Raw genomic sequence first — 16,826 nt, 5'->3', positions numbered from 1 at the left:
TCGTAACTCTCCTACCCTTTAGATCTAGGCCGTGGGGTCTGCTCGCGAATAACATTTGTCTGACTAATCAAATGGGGGCGCGAATGCATTCGCCATTGCGGCATCCGTAAAATCGAATCCTTCTGATCATCAGGAATATAAGGCGCCATCGGACTCATATACGGCACCCCAAATGAACGCAAACTACATAAATGAAGACCAAGGGCAATCAGACAAACGATAATCCCAAACATGCCAAAAGAGGCGGCGAAAGCCATGATGACAAAGCGAAGCATCCGAATCGAAATGGCCATATTATAAGCGGGTGTGATAAAACTGGCAATCGCTGTTGCAGACACGACGACAACCATCGCAGCCGAAACCAACCCCGCTTCCACAGCGGCAAGCCCAATGACCAATGCCCCCACAATAGAAACCGCCTCTCCCATCGGCTTAGGCATGCGCAAACCAGCCTCCCTCAACATTTCAAACATGGTCTCCATAATGAGCGCTTCTACAACGACAGGAAAGGGGATGCCTTCTTGTTGAGCTGCTAAACTGACGAGTAACACATGAGGAAGTGCCTCGATATGAAACGTGCTCATGGCAACATAAACAGAAGGGCCAAGCAAAGAAATAAACAAAGCCATGAGGCGCAAGAGTCGAAGCAACGTCGCGATATCGGAACGTTGATAATAGTCTTCGGCCGCTTGGTAAAACTGCGTAAACAACGCGGGTACAAGGAGGACAAAAGGGGTGCCGTCCACCACGATCGCCACCCTTCCTTCCATCAAACCAGCAGCAATGACATCCGGACGCTCGGAATTATATATTGTGGGAAAAGGCGTACGGACTTCATCTTGAATGAGTTCTTCAATATATCCGCTTTCGAAAATGGCGTCTATGTCGATCTTATCCAATCGCTCATGAGCTTCTTGTACGACTTTGTCATTCGCAATGCCGTGAATATAGAGGACAGAGACCTCCGTTTGTGTGACTACCCCGATCGTTTTCGTTTTCACCCTAAGGTTCGGAGATTTAATTTTTTTCCTGATAAGGGATAGGTTAACCTTCAACGTCTCGACAAACGCATCTTGTGGCCCACGAACTACATTTTGTTGGGTAGGTTCGGACACCGCGCGATCGCCCTCTAAACTCTTTGTTCCTGCGATCAATCCTTGCTCGCATCCGTCTACGATTATAACCGTATCGCCGGACAATACTTTAAGGTAAAGGGTTTGAAAATCCGTGCATACATGAACATCAGCAACCGTCAAAACGCTGTCCATCAATACTTTTAACCGATCTTTATCAGTCGTGGCCTCCGTATCCAAATCAACATTTCCTATGTCTACCATCAACGTTTTCAAGATGGATTCTTGAATAAGCTGTGTATCAGCTAATGTCTCCATAAAAATAAAGGCAGCATTTATCTGTTCTTTCTCGCCAAGTTTCACTTCTCTGATAATGACATCGGAACTATTGCCAAGCGCTTTCTTCACTTGGGCAATGTTTTTAGAAAGACTTGCTTTCAAAAGGTTCCTTTCCGATTTTTGTTTCTTAAATTTTCGTTTCATGAAGATCATGCTTTTTCACCCTGGATGCCATATGGTTAGTTTCTCTACTTATGTTTGTGGAAATAAGTAAATTTTATACGAAAACCTATTTTGCGAACTTTAAGCACTTCACATGTTCAATCTCCAACATTTTCGTTATGTAGAGAAGGGACAAGCGAAGATGCAAAAATGCTGCAAACTAATGGGGATAAATCAACCCCCATATGAAAACGAAGACAAAGGATCCTCCTTAGAATTTAGTCAGTATAAATTATTTTCCAAGAATCCCGTCACTCCATGGAATACTATCTATTTAGCAAGCTTGGCTTTTCGCCAAATTTTTATAGCGAAAAGGCTTCGCACAACCTATGCAGGTAAGAAAGTTGCTTTATACTTTTTTGCCTACTAAAAAATATCAACACGCTCTATGTGTTGATGTATCTATTAGGCTTTGGAAATATCGCCTTTGCAGACGCATTTTGGCATCCATAAATTCCGGTTCCGTTTTTAACACCATTTCGGCAATTAAAGACTTATAAAGAATTAAGCGCAATTCATGTAATTATAGAATTGCGCAGTAAGTTGGTATTCCGGGAGCAATGGATGTTTTCACAAGAAAACCCTTTTTTTCTTTTCTTAATCATCTTTACGACGATTCGTTCCTGTAAGCACTAAACCTAAGAACAGACCAATGCCTGCGATAAAAAAGATCATAAACGAGGAAATGGCAGTAAACATTTCTCCGGTAGCAAACCCGGAAGAGCCGGCTACATAGAAGCTAAAAAGCATAATCCCCATAGCCAAGGCATAAAGAGAAGCGCGGATTTTGTTCATCGCGTATCTTTTGGAGGTTTTTCTCGTTAAGACGCTATACGTTAGCAAGGCACCACCTGCGACAATGAAAATCAATGGCCCAACCACTGCAACATTAGGTACATCCATGAAAAAAAGCATGAGCGAATTAAAGAACCCGAATAATACAAGTACCGTACCTGCAATCAACCCAGCGGTTGAAATGCGTGCGGCTTTCGTAGAATAAACGGATTTTTTCGCTTCCTCCCGGCCATGTTTCCGCATATCATCGACCAGCCCGTTTAAATCCCCCATTGAAATGACGGCTTCTTTAAATGCTTCATCTTCCTTTAACCCTCGTGACTTATAATCTGCAATTTTTTCTTTCAAGTTTGTAGAAAGCTCTTCTTTCATATCAAATAGCTCTTGGCTCCCGCCAATGTCTGCAAAAAGATCATCAATATAATTTTGGATTTTACGATCCAAATGAGTTTTATTTTTCGCCATCATCAAGCCCTCCTTTTATCAATTGATCTAAAACACCTTTGGCAAAATCCCAGTCTTTTTTGCTTTGCTCATAACGTTCTTCTCCTTCTGCAGTAATACGATAATATTTACGCCTGCCTCCTTGCGTTTCGTCCCCCCAATAAGAAAGGATGTAACCCTCCTTCTCTAAACGCCGAAAAGCTGTATATAAGGTTGCTTCCTTCAGCTCGTATTGATTTCCACTCAACTCAATGATTTTTTTATAGATGTCATACCCATAGCTATCACCCTGACGAAGGATATTCAGAATAATCGTCACTGTATGGCCACGGATGAGGTCTGTTGAAATTGTAGAAGCCAAGCATCATCACCTCCTGAAATACATCATATGTGATATTACTATTTGTGTCAATGTAATATTTGTGAAAAAATATTACTCGATTTTTTCACCATTAAAAAAGCATTCCCTGAAGAAGGAGAATGCGCACATAAATGATGCCGTCCCATTTACTTTTTTCCTTTAACAAACTTTTGATCTTCAACAAGCGCCTATGAGTTAATAATCCAATTGACGCAAATACAAAAGAATCTCATCATCACCAAATGTTTTATAAGTGTAATTTATTTTCACATTTTTCTGTTATTTTTTGTTGTTTGTTTCCTTTACCGATCTAAAAAATGTATTAAGGTTATTATTACCAAGATAACCAAGATGCCTATCGGAACCTTTATTCACAACTTCTTACGCCATTGGCTCACGCTGATATCCCAAGGGCAATATTCGATTTCAGCACCTTCATTCGTCAGCCAGTTATCAAAAACATCCGGTTGGGTGTCAAATTGGAGAGTAAAAGCTAAAGCTATTTAACTTAATCTCAACAACAATACAGCGTTTATAATAAAATTCACAAATACCCCCTTTCATTTTTACTTCTCCTTAATATTTTAAAATCTCCTTGATCTTTCCTCCCCCTCACATTTTATGTAATTATTTACTAAAACCATATGTTATGGCTATTCAATACCAAAATTATGGAGTAAAAAGGCATGAAGATGATCAGCCTTATCCGTGGGCATATACTGTCTTTGTTCATTCATGAAATCATTAATCGCATGAGAATAAACGTCATGTTCATTCGTCACTGTATTTTTCAGTAGATTATCCGCTCGGCGTTGAACTTCCATCACACATTCCAGTTGGTCCATCCCTTCTTCCCCTTTCCATTTACCTTAATCTTTGTTAAGTTAATTTTTACATTACATTTTCATTACAACTATATTTCATTTTAAACTATTTGATTACGTATGTAAAATATGTCATTTCAAGTTCGTTCACTCGCCATTGAAGCCGGAGAAGGTGTACTCGAAAAAGGTGGAACGCATTTCGTTCATTTCCAATACCCCATAGGCTGTCTCGTCGTACGTCATATTTGCGATTAAGAGACCATCAAAGTTGTTGTTCATTGCAACCAACTATTTGAATCTTTATTTGCATGGAACCATTATGCTCTGCTTTACACAACTTTTGAAAAAAAGGGCTCCTTTGCATGACAGAGCGAAAGGAACCTTCCATTCACTAGTGTCGCATAATTTAATACTGAAATTTCTGTTTAATTATTTCACTCGCCAAAGACAAAAAGGAAAACCTGAACAAAAGGTCTATGTCCATTTGGTGTTACCAGCAGAGTCATCCCTAGCGCTTTAGGAACAATGTGACAACGTTCCAGCCGATCTCACAGCCACATCCCCAACATCTTTCAGCGGCTTCACTTGCATCTACACTTAATCCACATTTCATCTACAATCTTAAACCAATAATCTGAGGTCAACACTAAAATCTATAGCTGACAAATAGTGTAAGTACGAGCTATGGTAACTGTTACGAAAAAACACGACGTTTTCCGTGAACTTGCGCTCAACCTCCTCGTTAGAAAACTTGGCTTTTCGTCAAGCTTTTACGGCGAAAAGCCTTAGTTGTACTCATACAGGTAAGAAAGTTGATTCTTACCTGCAAAAGAGACGTTCGCTTTTTTCTGCGGGGTCTTCCCGCTGCGCTTTCCCACATCAGTATCCGTGTTTTCTCCGTTAGTAGTCTATATCAGAAGTTCTTATCAAAACGCCTATTCAAATATCTCCCGATTCTTTGTAGACTTAGCGGGGTCAAAAATTATATTTTGAGTCCTCGGTTGACTGGTCTGAGGACTCTGCGGGGTTTAAAACCGCATTTTGAGTCCTCGGTTGACTGATCTGAGGACTCTGCGGGGTTTAAAACCGCATTTTAAGTCCTCAGTTGACTGGTTTGAGGACTCAACAGGGTTTAAAACCGCATTTTGAGTCCTCAGTTGACTGGTTTGAGGACTCAACAGGGTTTAAAACCGCATTTTGAGTCCTCAGTTGACTGGTTTGAGGACTCAACAGGGTTTAAAACCGCATTTTGAGTCCTCAGTTGACTGGTTTGAGGACTCAACAGGGTTTAAAACCGCATTTTGAGTCCTCAGTTGCCGTGGCTGATCAGCGTTTGGCTGGATTTTTGTGCATGAAATTTTTGAAACGTTGCACTAGCTCGTGTTATCACCATTACTATTCACTGACGTCAACGATAGATTTTAATGGAGAGCCACAATCTACGAAAAAGGGCAAATTCATTTTAAATGAATTGGGTTCCTCTTTATTTTTTTGAATCATAAAGCCTCAAAGAATTGCTGAATCAACTCTTTGAACAAACGATCATGATCAATTCGGCGACTACAGAAATTAAAAACATCGGTATCTCTTAAGGCAACAATCAATCAAATTGACAACGAAGTGAAAAACATACACTCATGGAACGACTTTTTATCACAAAACGAAAAAAACCAACACGCTCGAAGTGTTGGTGTGTCAGTGTTTATGTTGGTGCGGTCGAGTGGACTTGAACCACCACGGGATTTAACTCCCACTAGGCCCTCAACCTAGCGCGTCTGCCATTCCGCCACGACCGCGAGAATGGTGCGGGCGGTGGGACTTGAACCCACACGTCGTAAGACACTAGATCCTAAATCTAGCGCGTCTGCCGATTCCGCCACACCCGCTTGTGCAACGTCCTCATCCGTTCATGAGGGGATTTATTGGCTGGGCCAGCTGGATTCGAACCAGCGCATCTCAGGACCAAAACCTGATGCCTTACCGCTTGGCTATGGCCCAACAGTAAAAGTAAAAATAAAATGGCGGGCCTGACGGGAATCGAACCCGCGATCTCCTGCGTGACAGGCAGGCATGTTAACCGCTACACCACAGGCCCTTGATTAATATACCTTTTCCTTCCCTAAACCGTGGAAGACATGGTGGAGGGTGACGGGCTCGAACCGCCGACCCCCTGCTTGTAAGGCAGATGCTCTCCCAACTGAGCTAACCCTCCGAGATGGTGACCCGTGCGGGATTCGAACCCGCGTTACCGCCGTGAAAGGGCGGTGTCTTAACCCCTTGACCAACGGGCCATATCTGAACTCTGTATTCTGGAATGGCGGAGAAGGAGGGATTTGAACCCTCGCGTCGCTTGCGCGACCTACACCCTTAGCAGGGGCGCCTCTTCAGCCACTTGAGTACTTCTCCGCTGGCTCCACAGGCCGGATTCGAACCAGCGACCTACCGGTTAACAGCCGGTTGCTCTACCACTGAGCTACTGTGGAATGTGGTTCAGTTCATTAATGACAAATAAGATAGTACATGAATTGAACGCGCTTGTCAACTCATAATTGCAAACGTTTGAACCTATGTATTCCGCTTCAAGCGACCTTTTATAATATACCATAGGAATAAAGTGTCGTCAATGCTCTTTCATGATTTTTTTAGCTTCCCGCTGCAAACCCCGCAAACATACCGGTTCGTGTCCATCGCTCGCTTCCGAGGATAAACATGGCCACACCCTTCACATTGATAATAATATTTAACCGGCAACGTTCTCCTCATGCCGGGAACTGTTTGACAATGCCTGGAGCCGCCCACTTTTTTTAGCAAATGTTTAAAATCCTTGTCCTTATGTTGGTAGCCCTTGCCTTCTAAATGAAGGTGATAATGACACAATTCATGTTTGATAATCGACTTTAGTTCTTCACGGCCGAAGTGCTCTTCATGCTTAGGGTTAATTTCGATATCATGGCTCGCAAGCATATAGCGCCCGCCGGTCGTTCTTAACCGTGAATTAAAGCGGGTCTGATGCCGGAAAGGCTTCTTAAAATAAAGATCGGACAACCTTTCCGTTAATCGTTGCAGTTGTTCGTCGTTCATCTTTCTAGTCCTTTCCGAAACTGATAAATCTTGCTCAACGTTGACAAGCCTCACGACATATAATAAATGAAAGCCTTTAAGGACTCATGAACAAGGAGGGATCTCAAGTGCCTTACTGGCTAAAAAAACAATTGGAAAAAGCCTATTTTGAAAAAAACCGCTATGAGATTGTCATGCTTAACCAATGTTGGTACGCATATTTGAAACGCAATGCCCAACAGGCGCTATAACGATGAAAAAATTCCTTTCATACATCATACCATTCCAAATTCCAATTTTGGTATGAAAAAACCTGCGGACGCTCACGCAGGTTTTTTCATCGTCAGAGCAATTCTTCCCTTTTTCAAATCAACATCATCCACCCACACGGTAACGATGTCGCCGACAGCAACCACCTCTTGCGGATGCTTTATGAAGCGATTGGCAAGCTTTGAGATATGCACAAGTCCATCTTCTTTCACACCGACGTCGATGAATGCGCCAAAATCAACGACATTCCGAACGGTCCCTTGAAGCTCCATTCCTTTCTCCAAATCCTCCATTGCCATAACGCCCGTTTTCAACAATGGTTGCGGCAAGTCCTCACGAGGGTCACGATTCGGACGGGCCAACGCCTTCGCGATATCTTGCAACGTCATTTCTCCAATATCCAATTGTCTCGATGCCTCGGAGATATCAAGTTGTTCCACTTTTTCCTGAATCGTGTTGGACCCGAGAGCATTCTCGAGCACATCCATTTCTTGTAGCAATTGCTCGGTAACTGCATAGCTTTCCGGGTGAATTGGCGTTCGGTCAAGCGGCTCGTTCCCGTCCGAAATCCGCAAAAAACCGGCGGCTTGCTCAAATGTTTTCGCCCCTAGGCGGGGGACATCGTTCAGTTGCTTTCTCGTATTGTACTTTCCGTTGTCTTCACGGTATTTGACGATTTGGTTCGCGACCGTTTTATTCAATCCCGACACATGTTGAAGCAGGCTTTGTGAAGCTGTATTCACATCGACGCCCACTTGATTGACCGCCGTCTCAACAACGAAATCAAGGGAACTGCCCAGTGATTTGGCACTCACATCATGTTGATACTGCCCGACACCAATCGATTGGGGATCGATTTTCACAAGCTCGGAAAGGGGGTCCTGAAGTCGTCTCGCGATCGAAATCGCGCTTCGTTCCTCCACTTCCAAGTCAGGAAATTCCTCGCGGGCAATTTCTGAAGCAGAATAAACACTTGCACCTGCCTCATTAATGATCACATACGCTGCATCTGAATCCGTTTCGGATAAAAACTCCGAAACAAACAATTCCGTTTCCTGTGAAGCCGTTCCGTTCCCGATGGCAATGACCTTACAATCGTACTTATTCAACAAGGCTTCTAGCTCTTTTGCGCTTTTTTCTTTTTCATTTTTCGGGGGCGTTGGATAAAAAACACCCGTTTCCAACATTTTTCCCGTTTCATCAATAACCGCCCATTTGCAACCAGTACGATAGGCAGGGTCAATGCCGAGGACCATTTTTCCCAAGAATGGCGGTTGCAGCAATAGTTGTTTCAGGTTATCCGAAAATACATGAATGGCCCGAGTTTCCGCTTTTTCGGTCAATTCATTTCGAATCTCTCGTTCAACAGCCGGGGCAATCAAACGTTTATATCCATCTTTTATTGCCTCCTGAACGACAGGGACAGCCGGTGAACCAAACCGTTTAATGACGAGATTTTCGATTTTATTAATTAAAAATGAATCATCTGCATCCACATTCACTTTTAGAACGTTATCCTTTTCTCCTCGGTTCACCGCTAAAATGCGATGTTCAGGCATCCGATTTATCCGCTCGGCGTATTCATAATACATTTCGTATGTACCGGCTTCGTCTGCCGCATCTTTTTTGCGTGCGGTCTGTAGCTGTCCGTTTTGAAATGTCAACTCCCGAATCGTTTGTCGAACAGTCGGATCGTCTGCCGTCCATTCCGCGATAATGTTATTCGCTCCTTCCAATACAGCGGCACGGTCGTTAAGATCCTCCTCCGGATTTATGTATGCATCCGCTTCCCGCTCCACGTCAATCTCGCGCGGCAATTGGAAAAGGCGTTCTGCAAAAGGCTCCAACCCCTTTTCTTTGGCAATCGTAGCCTTTGTGCGTCTTTTTTGCTTGTAAGGGCGATAGATGTCCTCTACATCTTGTAGCTTGGTCGCTGATTGAACCGCTTCGGCTAACTCATCAGTAAGTTTTCCTTGCTCGTCGATTAAGCGAAGGACCTCTTGCTGCCTATCGTGAAGCTGATTCGCATATTGCCACTGATCGAGCACTTCGCGAATGTTCAGTTCATCCGCATTTCCGGTTTGTTCTTTCCGGTAACGGGCGATAAAAGGAATCGTATTCCCATCCTCATGCAGATCAATAATGGCTTTTACGTACCGTTGTTCCGTTGATATACCGCGGGCAATCCGCCCGATCGTCTTTTCCGTATCGATTGTGACAGTTTCCAACGGTCATCCTCCTTTTAAAATTTACTAAACCATACGAAAAACCGCTTGTCTGCGAACGACAAAACGGTTACTCGGTTTCCCTGTTCACTTCATATGCCCGGATATAATCGTTATGTCATCTTTGCGTGTAGCGTCATTGGAGCCAACCATTTTTTGCACAAACTCGGAAGGTGCTGCAGCGTATTGAACAAAGCGATCTCTCATATTGTGTACCTCTGCGCCATCGGAATATAAAACAAACGAAACTTCCGAATCAAAAGGGTATTCGTATGTTTTCGGTGTGATTCGACGCCCGGCAAGGAAACCGGTACCTGGGATCGGGCGATAGCACACCCCATCATCAATAGTTAATATACAACCGACGTTTCCGATGTTCCCATACAAAATTCTTTTCGAATCATAATCGATTTTTAAAATCGTCATCACAACGCCCCGTTCTTTGCTGAGCGCTGCATTACAGGTGGAAAACAACCCTTCAAGGCTTGTGCCGGCATGTTGCTTTTTAATGATATTTACGGCAATGCGGGCCGAGCGGTTGGCATTCTCCCCGCTGCCGAGACCATCGGCGATGGCAACAAGAAAGTACCCATCTTTCTCAATCATGTAGTAAGCATCCCCACATATCGAGTATCCCTGTTTTTCCTTTTGATATACGACTGTTTTCCCTTTGAGATGGTCCTCTTCGATAATGTTGGCCATCACAGACACTCCGATGGTTCAACGCGGATTGAATCACGCAATTTATGCAGTGCCCGCCGTTGCAGACGGGAGACATGCATTTGCGAGATGTCCAAACGGTCGCCTGTCTCTTTTTGACTAAGGTTGTCAAAATAGGTACAATGCAAAATTTCTTGTTCACGATCGGTGAGCACGGCAAACGCCTTTTCCAACAGAAGGCGTTGATCGGTCTTTTCAAAGCCTTCCTCCGTTGAGCCAACAAGGTCCAACAACGTTACTTCACTGCCTTCGGTATCCGCTTCAATCGAACGGTCCACGGAAAGCGCTTGATAGCTTTTTCCCATTTCCATCGTTTCCAGCACTTCTTCTTCCGTAACTTCCAAATGAGCGGCGATTTCAGTCACTTGTGGCGAGCGTTGGTATTCAGTCGTTAACTCTTCCACAGCATTTTTGATCCTTGGCCCTAACTCTTTTATTCGTCGGGGCACGTGGACACTCCACGTTTTATCCCTGATAAACCGCTTGATTTCACCGACAATCGTGGGGACGGCGAATGACTCGAATGAGCGCTTATAGGCAGGGTCGAAACGGCGAAGCGCAGCAAGTAAACCGATCATACCGACTTGATAAAGGTCGTCATCGTGCCCTTGGCTCCGTGAGAATTTGCGCGCAAGCGATTGAACGAGCGGGTCGTAGTGACGGATTAGCGCTGTTTGAATCTCCTCTGTCGGTTCTTGTTGAAAGCTTTCAATCCATTTGTAAATGTTCGCTTCATCGATGTTTGTTGATTGTTTCTGTTTCGATTCCGTTGGTCCCATGCGCTACCCCATCCTTTTGAAAATACTTCTTCATTACAATGGCCACGCCTTTGTTTTTTCTAATTTCGACGTCATCCATTAATGTTTCGATAAGGAAAAGGCCTAGCCCTCCTTCATTAAGTTTCTGGATAGGCTCATCTGGCTGAATCGGACCCCTGTATTTTTTTAATTCCTCTACATCTACATTTGTTCCATCGTCCGCAATTTTGAACTCGACAAATTGATCATGGACATGAAACTGCAAAGAAATTAAACCTTCATCATCGTAAGCGTGATCAACGACATTCGTACAAGCTTCGGCAATCGCGACTTTAATATCCTCAATTTCATCATAAGTGTAACCAACACGATTGGCAACCCCTGAAACCGTCAGTCTAACAACCCCTACATATTCGGGTTTTGCAGGCACCTTCATTTCAATAAGCTCCTCATACACTGTCATTTCCCGGCACTCTCCCTTCGCTCCTCGATGTCGATCACTTCATCAAGCCCGGTAATCGAAAAAAGACGCTTCACTCGCTCATTAAGGGATACAAGACGTAACGTTCCATTATTCTGATCCGTCGATTTCAGCGCACCGACAAAAATGCCGAGACCTGTGCTGTCAATGTAGTCGACGCCTCTCAAGTCAACGGTGACCGCTGGCTCCTGCTTCTCAACCAAGGGCATTAATGCTTCTTTTAATTGCGGGGCTGTATAAGCATCAATTTCCCCTGATACGAACATTTTCGTCTCGTTGCCCAGCGTTTCTGTCTTTACATCCAAGTTCATATTATTTCCTCCTTGATGGACTTCTCGCGATGGTATCTCTTTTTTGTATAAAATAGATAAATGCAGCTTAGAAAAACTTGACTTATCGCCAAGCATGGCGAAAGTCAAAGTCTTTCTTATACTATCATCCGAACAATTTATACCTTCTGATAGTGTAAAATAAAACGGCCCGAGTAGGCCGTAATTGTTCATACCCATTATTCTTTTAAGTTAAACGTTTCGCCGTAAAATAATAAGGGTAAAATCATCATGAAGTTGAAAGTCCTGCCATTTTTCCAAGTCTTGATAAACATGCTCAACCATTTCCTGCGCACTTTTGTTTCGGTATAGACGAAGGAGTCTCATCAGCTCCTCCCGCTCTAAAAATTCATCGCCTGCTCTGCATTCCGTAACGCCATCCGTCAGCAAGACAATATAATCTCCGGGAGAAAGCGCCAGTTGGTACTCTCTGTATTGGGTGTTACGGGAAATGCCGAGGGCCAATCCCTTGGCGTATAATTCTTCGAACCAATCTTCATGGGCATTATAATAAAAACCGGGCTCATGGCCTGCTCCTGAGTAAGAAAAAAGATGTGTACGAAAATCATAGAACGCATACATCATCGTCACAAACATGTGAGACGCAATGTTTTGCTCGACGGTCCGGTTCAAGCTTGCCAATAATTGGCCAGGTTGCATTAACCCCTCGGGAAGGCTGTCCATCGCGTATTTGATCATCGACATGCAAAGGGCCGCGGGCACCCCTTTTCCGATTATATCTGCGATCGCGATACTAATGCTTCCGTTGTCCGGTTGGACGATATTATAGTAATCGCCATTCATCTTTGAAGCGGGAACACTGATCACCCCCATGTCTAAACCTTCGCTTTGCGGAATCTCAGTTGGCAAAAATGTATCTTGCATACTCGCCGCTACATCGATTTCCGATTCCAATTCCAACTGTTTTTGTTTCAGGATTTGGTGTTCGCGATACGCCATTCCGTAGCCGATCATCACTTCCAATAAAAACTCGAAAGACTCCCGTGTTTCCGGCGACAGATTTGGATATAATTCTTCAATGACCTCAAGATGAATGCTGACAATCTCTTCGGGTGAAATGTCTTCTTCAATCACTTTTTTGCTAAATTGCTGCGCATCGTACAGGCTTTGTTCACTTTTTTGATGGAGAAAATTGTAGAGAATTTGTTTATAGTTGCTATGCAGTACTTGATATGCTTCCATCTCCGTAAACCTCCCTACCGAAGCCATTTAATTGCCGTAATGACTGTCCCCTTTCCGGGTTCGGTTTCAATATCAAACTCATCCATCAACCGTTTTACCCCGGGTAGGCCTGCCCCTAGTCCATTTGATGATGAGTAACCATCCGTCATAGCCTCTCCTAAATTTTCGATGCCCGGCCCTTCGTCGCTGGCAACAATTTTAACGCCTTTTGAAATGCCTTGCTCTACGACTTCCAAACCAATTATGCCGTTTTCTGCATAGAGATGAATATTTCGTGCCAGCTCCGATATGGCGGTTGCTATCCGGGCCTGGTCGACATTGCTGAAACCCACTTCCTTTGAAAGGTCTCGACCGGCTTGACGCGCCGATACAATACCCCATTCCGTCCCAATTTCCACAGAGGGTTGCGCACGCATGATCAACCCTCCAATTCCTGTTGCAATTTCTCAAGCCCTTGCTCCAAATTTAGTGCTGTAGGAACATCGTTTAATGTGACACCCATCTCAACCAATGTAATGGCAACACTTGGCTGTATGCCGGTCAAAACGACTTTCGCGCCCATTAGATTGGACATTTCGACAACGTCTCCAATTACTTTTGCAATATAGGAGTCGATCATCTCAACAGATGTCAAATCAATGACGATTCCTTCGGAACCCTCTTCATGGATCCGGTTTAGCAGATCCTCTTGGAACTGAAGTGCTGTCTGGTCATCCAGTTCTACTTGCACAGAAATCAGTAAATACTTCCCTAGTTTTAATATTGGTATTCGCATAATGTATACCTCCGTAATAGATGTGAGAGGTGAGAAAAAACGGTGAACAGAAACACTGTTTTATTTTGTCGGGGCTTCTTTGATCTCACGATTCGTTATTTCCAAGGCCGCTTCAACGCCTTTTTGCAACGTGCTTTTTGTCGAGAAATTGCGTAAATCGATGCCCAGGGTAACGATTGTCTGGGCAATTTCCGGCCGTATTCCAACGAGAATGCAATGGACTCCCACAAGCCGCACAGCTTCATAAACTTTTATAATATGGTGCGCCACCATCGTATCGACGACCGGCACGCCGGTAATGTCGATGAGCACCACTTGGGCACGATGGTCGACAATCCCTTCCAATACATTCTCCATAATATACTTGGCACGCTTTGTATCAACCGTGCCAATTAAAGACATCACACTGATGTCATCAAATACCGGAATCAGGGGAACGGATAACTCCTTGAGCGCATGATTTTGCGTGTCAATAATCTTCTCTCTCATTTTCGCGGACTCGTCTGCCAATTTGCTGATCAATCCGTCCAATTGAGCCTCAAATTCCAAAATGCATTCTTCCGTATATTCTTCCGCCAAATCATTTCTAAGCATACGCCGCAAGGAGTGCAAACCGCGAATAAAATTGCCCAACGGGAGGCCGTAATGAATCAAACGGTCAGCGAACCGCCGCAGACGTTCTCCTTGCCCTTTCTCTTCGGTATATAAATCATTTAAAACGATATCTATTATTTCAATTCTTAACTCGTCCGCCAGACCTTCCGAAAGGCTAGCATCGTTAAAAACAAGTGGATCAATATCTTCTTTCCATCGAATAATATAGTGATCTTTCCTTTGATGAATAAAATCTATAACCGAAGAACTCATTCATATTCCTCCCATATTGCAATGTGAAATCGGAAATTAGCATATAGATTAATTATTTCATTATTTACACACAAACGCAAACCTTACAGGAGACAGATCCGATATTTATGTGCAATAAAAAAGTTGCCACCGATCATCTTGATCGAAGCAACTATAATCCGTAGGGGTCGTCTTATATAAAGTATAATAAGAGAAAAACTAAAGCTGTACCCCTCTAATAGTCGTGTAATGAACCTGTGATTCTGCTTCCTCTTCCAACTGAAACGACTCATCGGCGATGTTCAAGTTAATGGTGGCCATCTCAATATAGCCCTTTTGCATGGATTCCCGCACGACCTGTTTTCGCTCATGCAAATACTTTGTCGCCGCTTGGTGGATAAAATCACTTCGGTTTAACCCATCGCGTTTTGTCATTCGGTCCACCTCTTGTAATAAATAGTTCGGAAGGCTGATCATAATTTGTCTGCCGTTATCCTGAGACAAGTTGGACACCCCCTGCACACACCATTCGGACACGCTCTTTTATTACTCTGTACATATAATAGCATCCCGCCCACCAATTTGCAAAACAGATTTTTTCCATTTTGCTATCAAAAACCACAGCTATTATCAGTACGATTCGACGTGTTTCGAGAAATTCCTGCATATATCTTAGAAAAATTGGCTTTTATGGCGAAAAGCCTTAGTTGCACTTATGCAGATAAGAAAATTGATTTATGCTTTCTTCTGCCAAAATTAATCATATTTTTTATTAGGAGTCAAGGTTTGTATACATACGGGGAATCCTGCCGTTTAGCGTACAGGGGATTTCATACGTAATGGTGGAGAGGCGTTCCGATACTTCTTCTATGCTGATTTCTTCACGTTTCTGTTTTCCGATTAACGTCACTTTCGTTCCGATCGGGACTTCCGCGGGAAGTCTGATCATCATTTGATCCATGCATATTCTGCCAATCATTGGACAGCGCTCCCCTTCCACAAGCACTTCTCCCCCGTTTGTCGCGTTCGCCCGTAACCATCCATCCCCGTAGCCAATCGGCACCGTTCCGATCCATTCTTCTTCGCTTGCTATATAAGTGGCTCCATAACTGATGGAGGTTTTCGGCTGTACTTTTTTCACATGTGTCAATCTGCTGTGTAGCGACATCGCCGGCTTTAGAGAAACCGGAATATCCGTCGCCGTCTCAATCGCGGGGACAAGGCCGTACATCGAGATGCCAAAACGGATCATGTTATAGTCGTTTCCAGGATACCGCAAACTCGCGGCGCTATTGCTGTAATGAACATAGGGGATGTGTCCGGCCGTTTCTTTTGCCAACTGAACATACGATTGAAACGCTGTTAATTGCCGAGACAAATAATCGCTCTCCCATTCATCCGCGGTTGCCAGGTGCGTAAAAATACCTGTCATTTCAAACCTTTTGTCAGCCTTCAGTATCTTTATCATGTCCAGCAATGTCTGTCCATCCGTTAATCCAATTCTCCCCATCCCCGTATCACATTTTAGGTGGACGTGTAGAGGTGGCTCCGGCTCAAGATAACTGCCCGCCTCCGTCAACCATCCGCTTTGAAAAACTGTGATCGAAATGCGGTATCGTTGGGCAACAGACGCATCTTGGGGGTTAATAGGACCGAGCACTAAAATTGGAGCTTCTATGCCTGCTTCCCTTAGTTCCACCGCTTCTTCCAGAAGAGCCACGCCTACCCATTCCGCCCCTGCTTCGATCGCCGTTCGAGCAACGGTTACCGCACCATGGCCATACCCATCCGCTTTCACCACTGCCATAATGTGAACATCCGGATGATGGAGCGTTTTTACTGCTTTGACGTTGCTTGCAATTGCCTTTACATCGATTTCTATCCAAGTGTCTCGACCTCGATACGAATCCACAATAATATCTCCTTGTTTATCAATCTATTCATTTTTATTATTGGACGCTTTACTATTGATGTCAAGCTACCAATCGTCCGGAAAACGGAATTCGGAAGCTGGAGGTCAGAGGCGCATATCGAGGGGGAGAACGAAAAAAATGTCCGAAAGAAGGTTATACCGGGCCGTTTTGCTCGAGAAAGGCATGGAATTGTCCGATCCAAACAATTGATGACATATACCATTTTTCAATGGAGGAACCGTTCTCGT

At 44.0% G+C, this 16,826-nt stretch carries 17 protein-coding genes and 8 tRNA genes; 1 reads left to right on the top strand and 24 read right to left on the bottom strand.

From position 1 onward, the window contains the following. Window positions 1–11: 11 nt before the first annotated feature. The 13 genes from HUG15_RS06175 to HUG15_RS06115 all read right to left on the bottom strand — a co-directional run bounded on the left by HUG15_RS06175 (window position 12) and on the right by HUG15_RS06115 (window position 7,079). Window positions 12–1,565, bottom strand: coding sequence for a spore germination protein (locus tag HUG15_RS06175; RefSeq protein ID WP_200127824.1), 1,554 nt, complete (start codon window positions 1,563–1,565; stop codon window positions 12–14). A gap of 606 nt (window positions 1,566–2,171) precedes the next feature. Further along, window positions 2,172–2,834 carry a permease prefix domain 1-containing protein gene (locus HUG15_RS06170; protein ID WP_200127822.1) on the bottom strand — a complete coding sequence of 221 codons (663 nt, stop codon included), beginning with the start codon at window positions 2,832–2,834 and terminating at the stop codon, window positions 2,172–2,174. After that, window positions 2,821–3,174 carry a PadR family transcriptional regulator gene (locus HUG15_RS06165; protein ID WP_200127820.1) on the bottom strand — a complete coding sequence of 118 codons (354 nt, stop codon included), beginning with the start codon at window positions 3,172–3,174 and terminating at the stop codon, window positions 2,821–2,823. The genes HUG15_RS06170 and HUG15_RS06165 overlap by 14 nt, the downstream gene beginning before the upstream one ends. A gap of 653 nt (window positions 3,175–3,827) precedes the next feature. Continuing rightward, entirely contained in the window at window positions 3,828–4,019 is a 192-nt protein-coding gene (locus HUG15_RS06160) for a hypothetical protein (protein ID WP_200127817.1), read from the bottom strand. A 1,687-nt stretch (window positions 4,020–5,706) separates the two neighbouring features. Further along, window positions 5,707–5,794 (bottom strand) — tRNA-Leu (locus HUG15_RS06155). A gap of 5 nt (window positions 5,795–5,799) precedes the next feature. Continuing rightward, window positions 5,800–5,884, bottom strand: a tRNA-Leu gene (locus tag HUG15_RS06150). Window positions 5,885–5,921: 37 nt separating this feature from the next. Beyond that, window positions 5,922–5,996 (bottom strand) — tRNA-Gln (locus HUG15_RS06145). A gap of 21 nt (window positions 5,997–6,017) precedes the next feature. Continuing rightward, window positions 6,018–6,093: transfer RNA gene (locus HUG15_RS06140), tRNA-Asp, on the bottom strand. Between the two features lie 41 nt (window positions 6,094–6,134). Beyond that, window positions 6,135–6,210, bottom strand: a tRNA-Val gene (locus HUG15_RS06135). 4 nt (window positions 6,211–6,214) lie between these two features. Beyond that, window positions 6,215–6,289 (bottom strand) — tRNA-Glu (locus tag HUG15_RS06130). Between the two features lie 24 nt (window positions 6,290–6,313). Further along, window positions 6,314–6,404: transfer RNA gene (locus HUG15_RS06125), tRNA-Ser, on the bottom strand. Between the two features lie 2 nt (window positions 6,405–6,406). Further along, window positions 6,407–6,481: transfer RNA gene (locus HUG15_RS06120), tRNA-Asn, on the bottom strand. 148 nt (window positions 6,482–6,629) lie between these two features. Continuing rightward, window positions 6,630–7,079 (bottom strand): SprT family protein, encoded by a 450-nt coding sequence (locus HUG15_RS06115; protein ID WP_200127816.1) that lies wholly within the window; start codon window positions 7,077–7,079, stop codon window positions 6,630–6,632. Between the two features lie 107 nt (window positions 7,080–7,186). On the opposite strand from HUG15_RS06115, the gene cmpA reads away from it, so the two are divergent. Then, window positions 7,187–7,309, top strand: coding sequence for a cortex morphogenetic protein CmpA (cmpA, locus tag HUG15_RS06110; protein WP_114375086.1), 123 nt, complete (start codon window positions 7,187–7,189; stop codon window positions 7,307–7,309). 72 nt (window positions 7,310–7,381) lie between these two features. On the opposite strand, the gene HUG15_RS06105 is transcribed toward cmpA, so the two are convergent. The 11 genes from HUG15_RS06105 to alr form a co-directional block, all read right to left on the bottom strand. Beyond that, window positions 7,382–9,556: a Tex family protein gene (locus tag HUG15_RS06105; RefSeq protein WP_200127814.1), complete on the bottom strand. Its 2,175-nt coding sequence runs from the start codon at window positions 9,554–9,556 to the stop codon at window positions 7,382–7,384. An 84-nt stretch (window positions 9,557–9,640) separates the two neighbouring features. Then, window positions 9,641–10,255, bottom strand: a complete 615-nt coding sequence (locus HUG15_RS06100) for a SpoIIE family protein phosphatase (RefSeq protein ID WP_200127812.1) — start codon at window positions 10,253–10,255, stop codon at window positions 9,641–9,643. Next, the gene (gene sigB, locus HUG15_RS06095; RefSeq protein WP_200127810.1) at window positions 10,255–11,052 is read right to left on the bottom strand and encodes an RNA polymerase sigma factor SigB; all 798 of its coding nucleotides are present in this window, start codon (window positions 11,050–11,052) and stop codon (window positions 10,255–10,257) included. Before sigB ends, HUG15_RS06100 begins: the two co-directional genes overlap by 1 nt. Next, a complete protein-coding gene (gene rsbW / locus HUG15_RS06090; protein WP_200127808.1) occupies window positions 11,006–11,494 on the bottom strand; it encodes an anti-sigma B factor RsbW in 489 nt (162 codons plus the stop codon). Before rsbW ends, sigB begins: the two co-directional genes overlap by 47 nt. After that, a complete protein-coding gene (locus HUG15_RS06085) occupies window positions 11,491–11,823 on the bottom strand; it encodes an STAS domain-containing protein (RefSeq protein WP_200127807.1) in 333 nt (110 codons plus the stop codon). The genes rsbW and HUG15_RS06085 overlap by 4 nt, the downstream gene beginning before the upstream one ends. 210 nt (window positions 11,824–12,033) lie before the next feature. Beyond that, window positions 12,034–13,044 carry a PP2C family protein-serine/threonine phosphatase gene (locus tag HUG15_RS06080; protein WP_200127806.1) on the bottom strand — a complete coding sequence of 337 codons (1,011 nt, stop codon included), beginning with the start codon at window positions 13,042–13,044 and terminating at the stop codon, window positions 12,034–12,036. A gap of 14 nt (window positions 13,045–13,058) precedes the next feature. Next, window positions 13,059–13,460 (bottom strand): anti-sigma regulatory factor, encoded by a 402-nt coding sequence (locus HUG15_RS06075; protein ID WP_200127805.1) that lies wholly within the window; start codon window positions 13,458–13,460, stop codon window positions 13,059–13,061. A 2-nt stretch (window positions 13,461–13,462) separates the two neighbouring features. After that, window positions 13,463–13,819 (bottom strand): STAS domain-containing protein, encoded by a 357-nt coding sequence (locus HUG15_RS06070; RefSeq protein ID WP_200127804.1) that lies wholly within the window; start codon window positions 13,817–13,819, stop codon window positions 13,463–13,465. 60 nt (window positions 13,820–13,879) lie between these two features. Further along, window positions 13,880–14,686, bottom strand: coding sequence for an STAS domain-containing protein (locus HUG15_RS23325; RefSeq protein ID WP_200127803.1), 807 nt, complete (start codon window positions 14,684–14,686; stop codon window positions 13,880–13,882). A 198-nt stretch (window positions 14,687–14,884) separates the two neighbouring features. Continuing rightward, complete coding sequence (locus HUG15_RS06060) at window positions 14,885–15,142, bottom strand: CopG family ribbon-helix-helix protein (protein WP_200128856.1); 258 nt, start codon at window positions 15,140–15,142, stop codon at window positions 14,885–14,887. A gap of 295 nt (window positions 15,143–15,437) precedes the next feature. After that, window positions 15,438–16,577 carry an alanine racemase gene (gene alr / locus HUG15_RS06055; RefSeq protein ID WP_246516513.1) on the bottom strand — a complete coding sequence of 380 codons (1,140 nt, stop codon included), beginning with the start codon at window positions 16,575–16,577 and terminating at the stop codon, window positions 15,438–15,440. Window positions 16,578–16,826: the final 249 nt, after the last annotated feature.

Source organism: Salicibibacter cibarius (assembly GCF_016495725.1).
GTDB lineage: Bacteria > Bacillota > Bacilli > Bacillales > Marinococcaceae > Salicibibacter > Salicibibacter cibarius.
This window is presented reverse-complemented; position numbering and strand designations above follow the sequence as displayed.

Coding starts and splice junctions, on each gene's coding strand:
- HUG15_RS06160 (WP_200127817.1), bottom strand. CDS start 4,019: ATGGACCAACTGGAATGTGTGATGGAAGTTCAACGCCGAGCGGATAAT.
- rsbW (WP_200127808.1), bottom strand. CDS start 11,494: ATGACAGTGTATGAGGAGCTTATTGAAATGAAGGTGCCTGCAAAACCC.
- HUG15_RS23325 (WP_200127803.1), bottom strand. CDS start 14,686: ATGAGTTCTTCGGTTATAGATTTTATTCATCAAAGGAAAGATCACTAT.
- HUG15_RS06080 (WP_200127806.1), bottom strand. CDS start 13,044: ATGGAAGCATATCAAGTACTGCATAGCAACTATAAACAAATTCTCTAC.
- HUG15_RS06070 (WP_200127804.1), bottom strand. CDS start 13,819: ATGCGAATACCAATATTAAAACTAGGGAAGTATTTACTGATTTCTGTG.
- HUG15_RS06075 (WP_200127805.1), bottom strand. CDS start 13,460: ATGCGTGCGCAACCCTCTGTGGAAATTGGGACGGAATGGGGTATTGTA.
- HUG15_RS06170 (WP_200127822.1), bottom strand. CDS start 2,834: ATGGCGAAAAATAAAACTCATTTGGATCGTAAAATCCAAAATTATATT.
- HUG15_RS06060 (WP_200128856.1), bottom strand. CDS start 15,142: ATGATCAGCCTTCCGAACTATTTATTACAAGAGGTGGACCGAATGACA.
- HUG15_RS06115 (WP_200127816.1), bottom strand. CDS start 7,079: ATGAACGACGAACAACTGCAACGATTAACGGAAAGGTTGTCCGATCTT.
- HUG15_RS06100 (WP_200127812.1), bottom strand. CDS start 10,255: ATGGCCAACATTATCGAAGAGGACCATCTCAAAGGGAAAACAGTCGTA.
- sigB (WP_200127810.1), bottom strand. CDS start 11,052: ATGGGACCAACGGAATCGAAACAGAAACAATCAACAAACATCGATGAA.
- HUG15_RS06175 (WP_200127824.1), bottom strand. CDS start 1,565: ATGATCTTCATGAAACGAAAATTTAAGAAACAAAAATCGGAAAGGAAC.
- HUG15_RS06085 (WP_200127807.1), bottom strand. CDS start 11,823: ATGAACTTGGATGTAAAGACAGAAACGCTGGGCAACGAGACGAAAATG.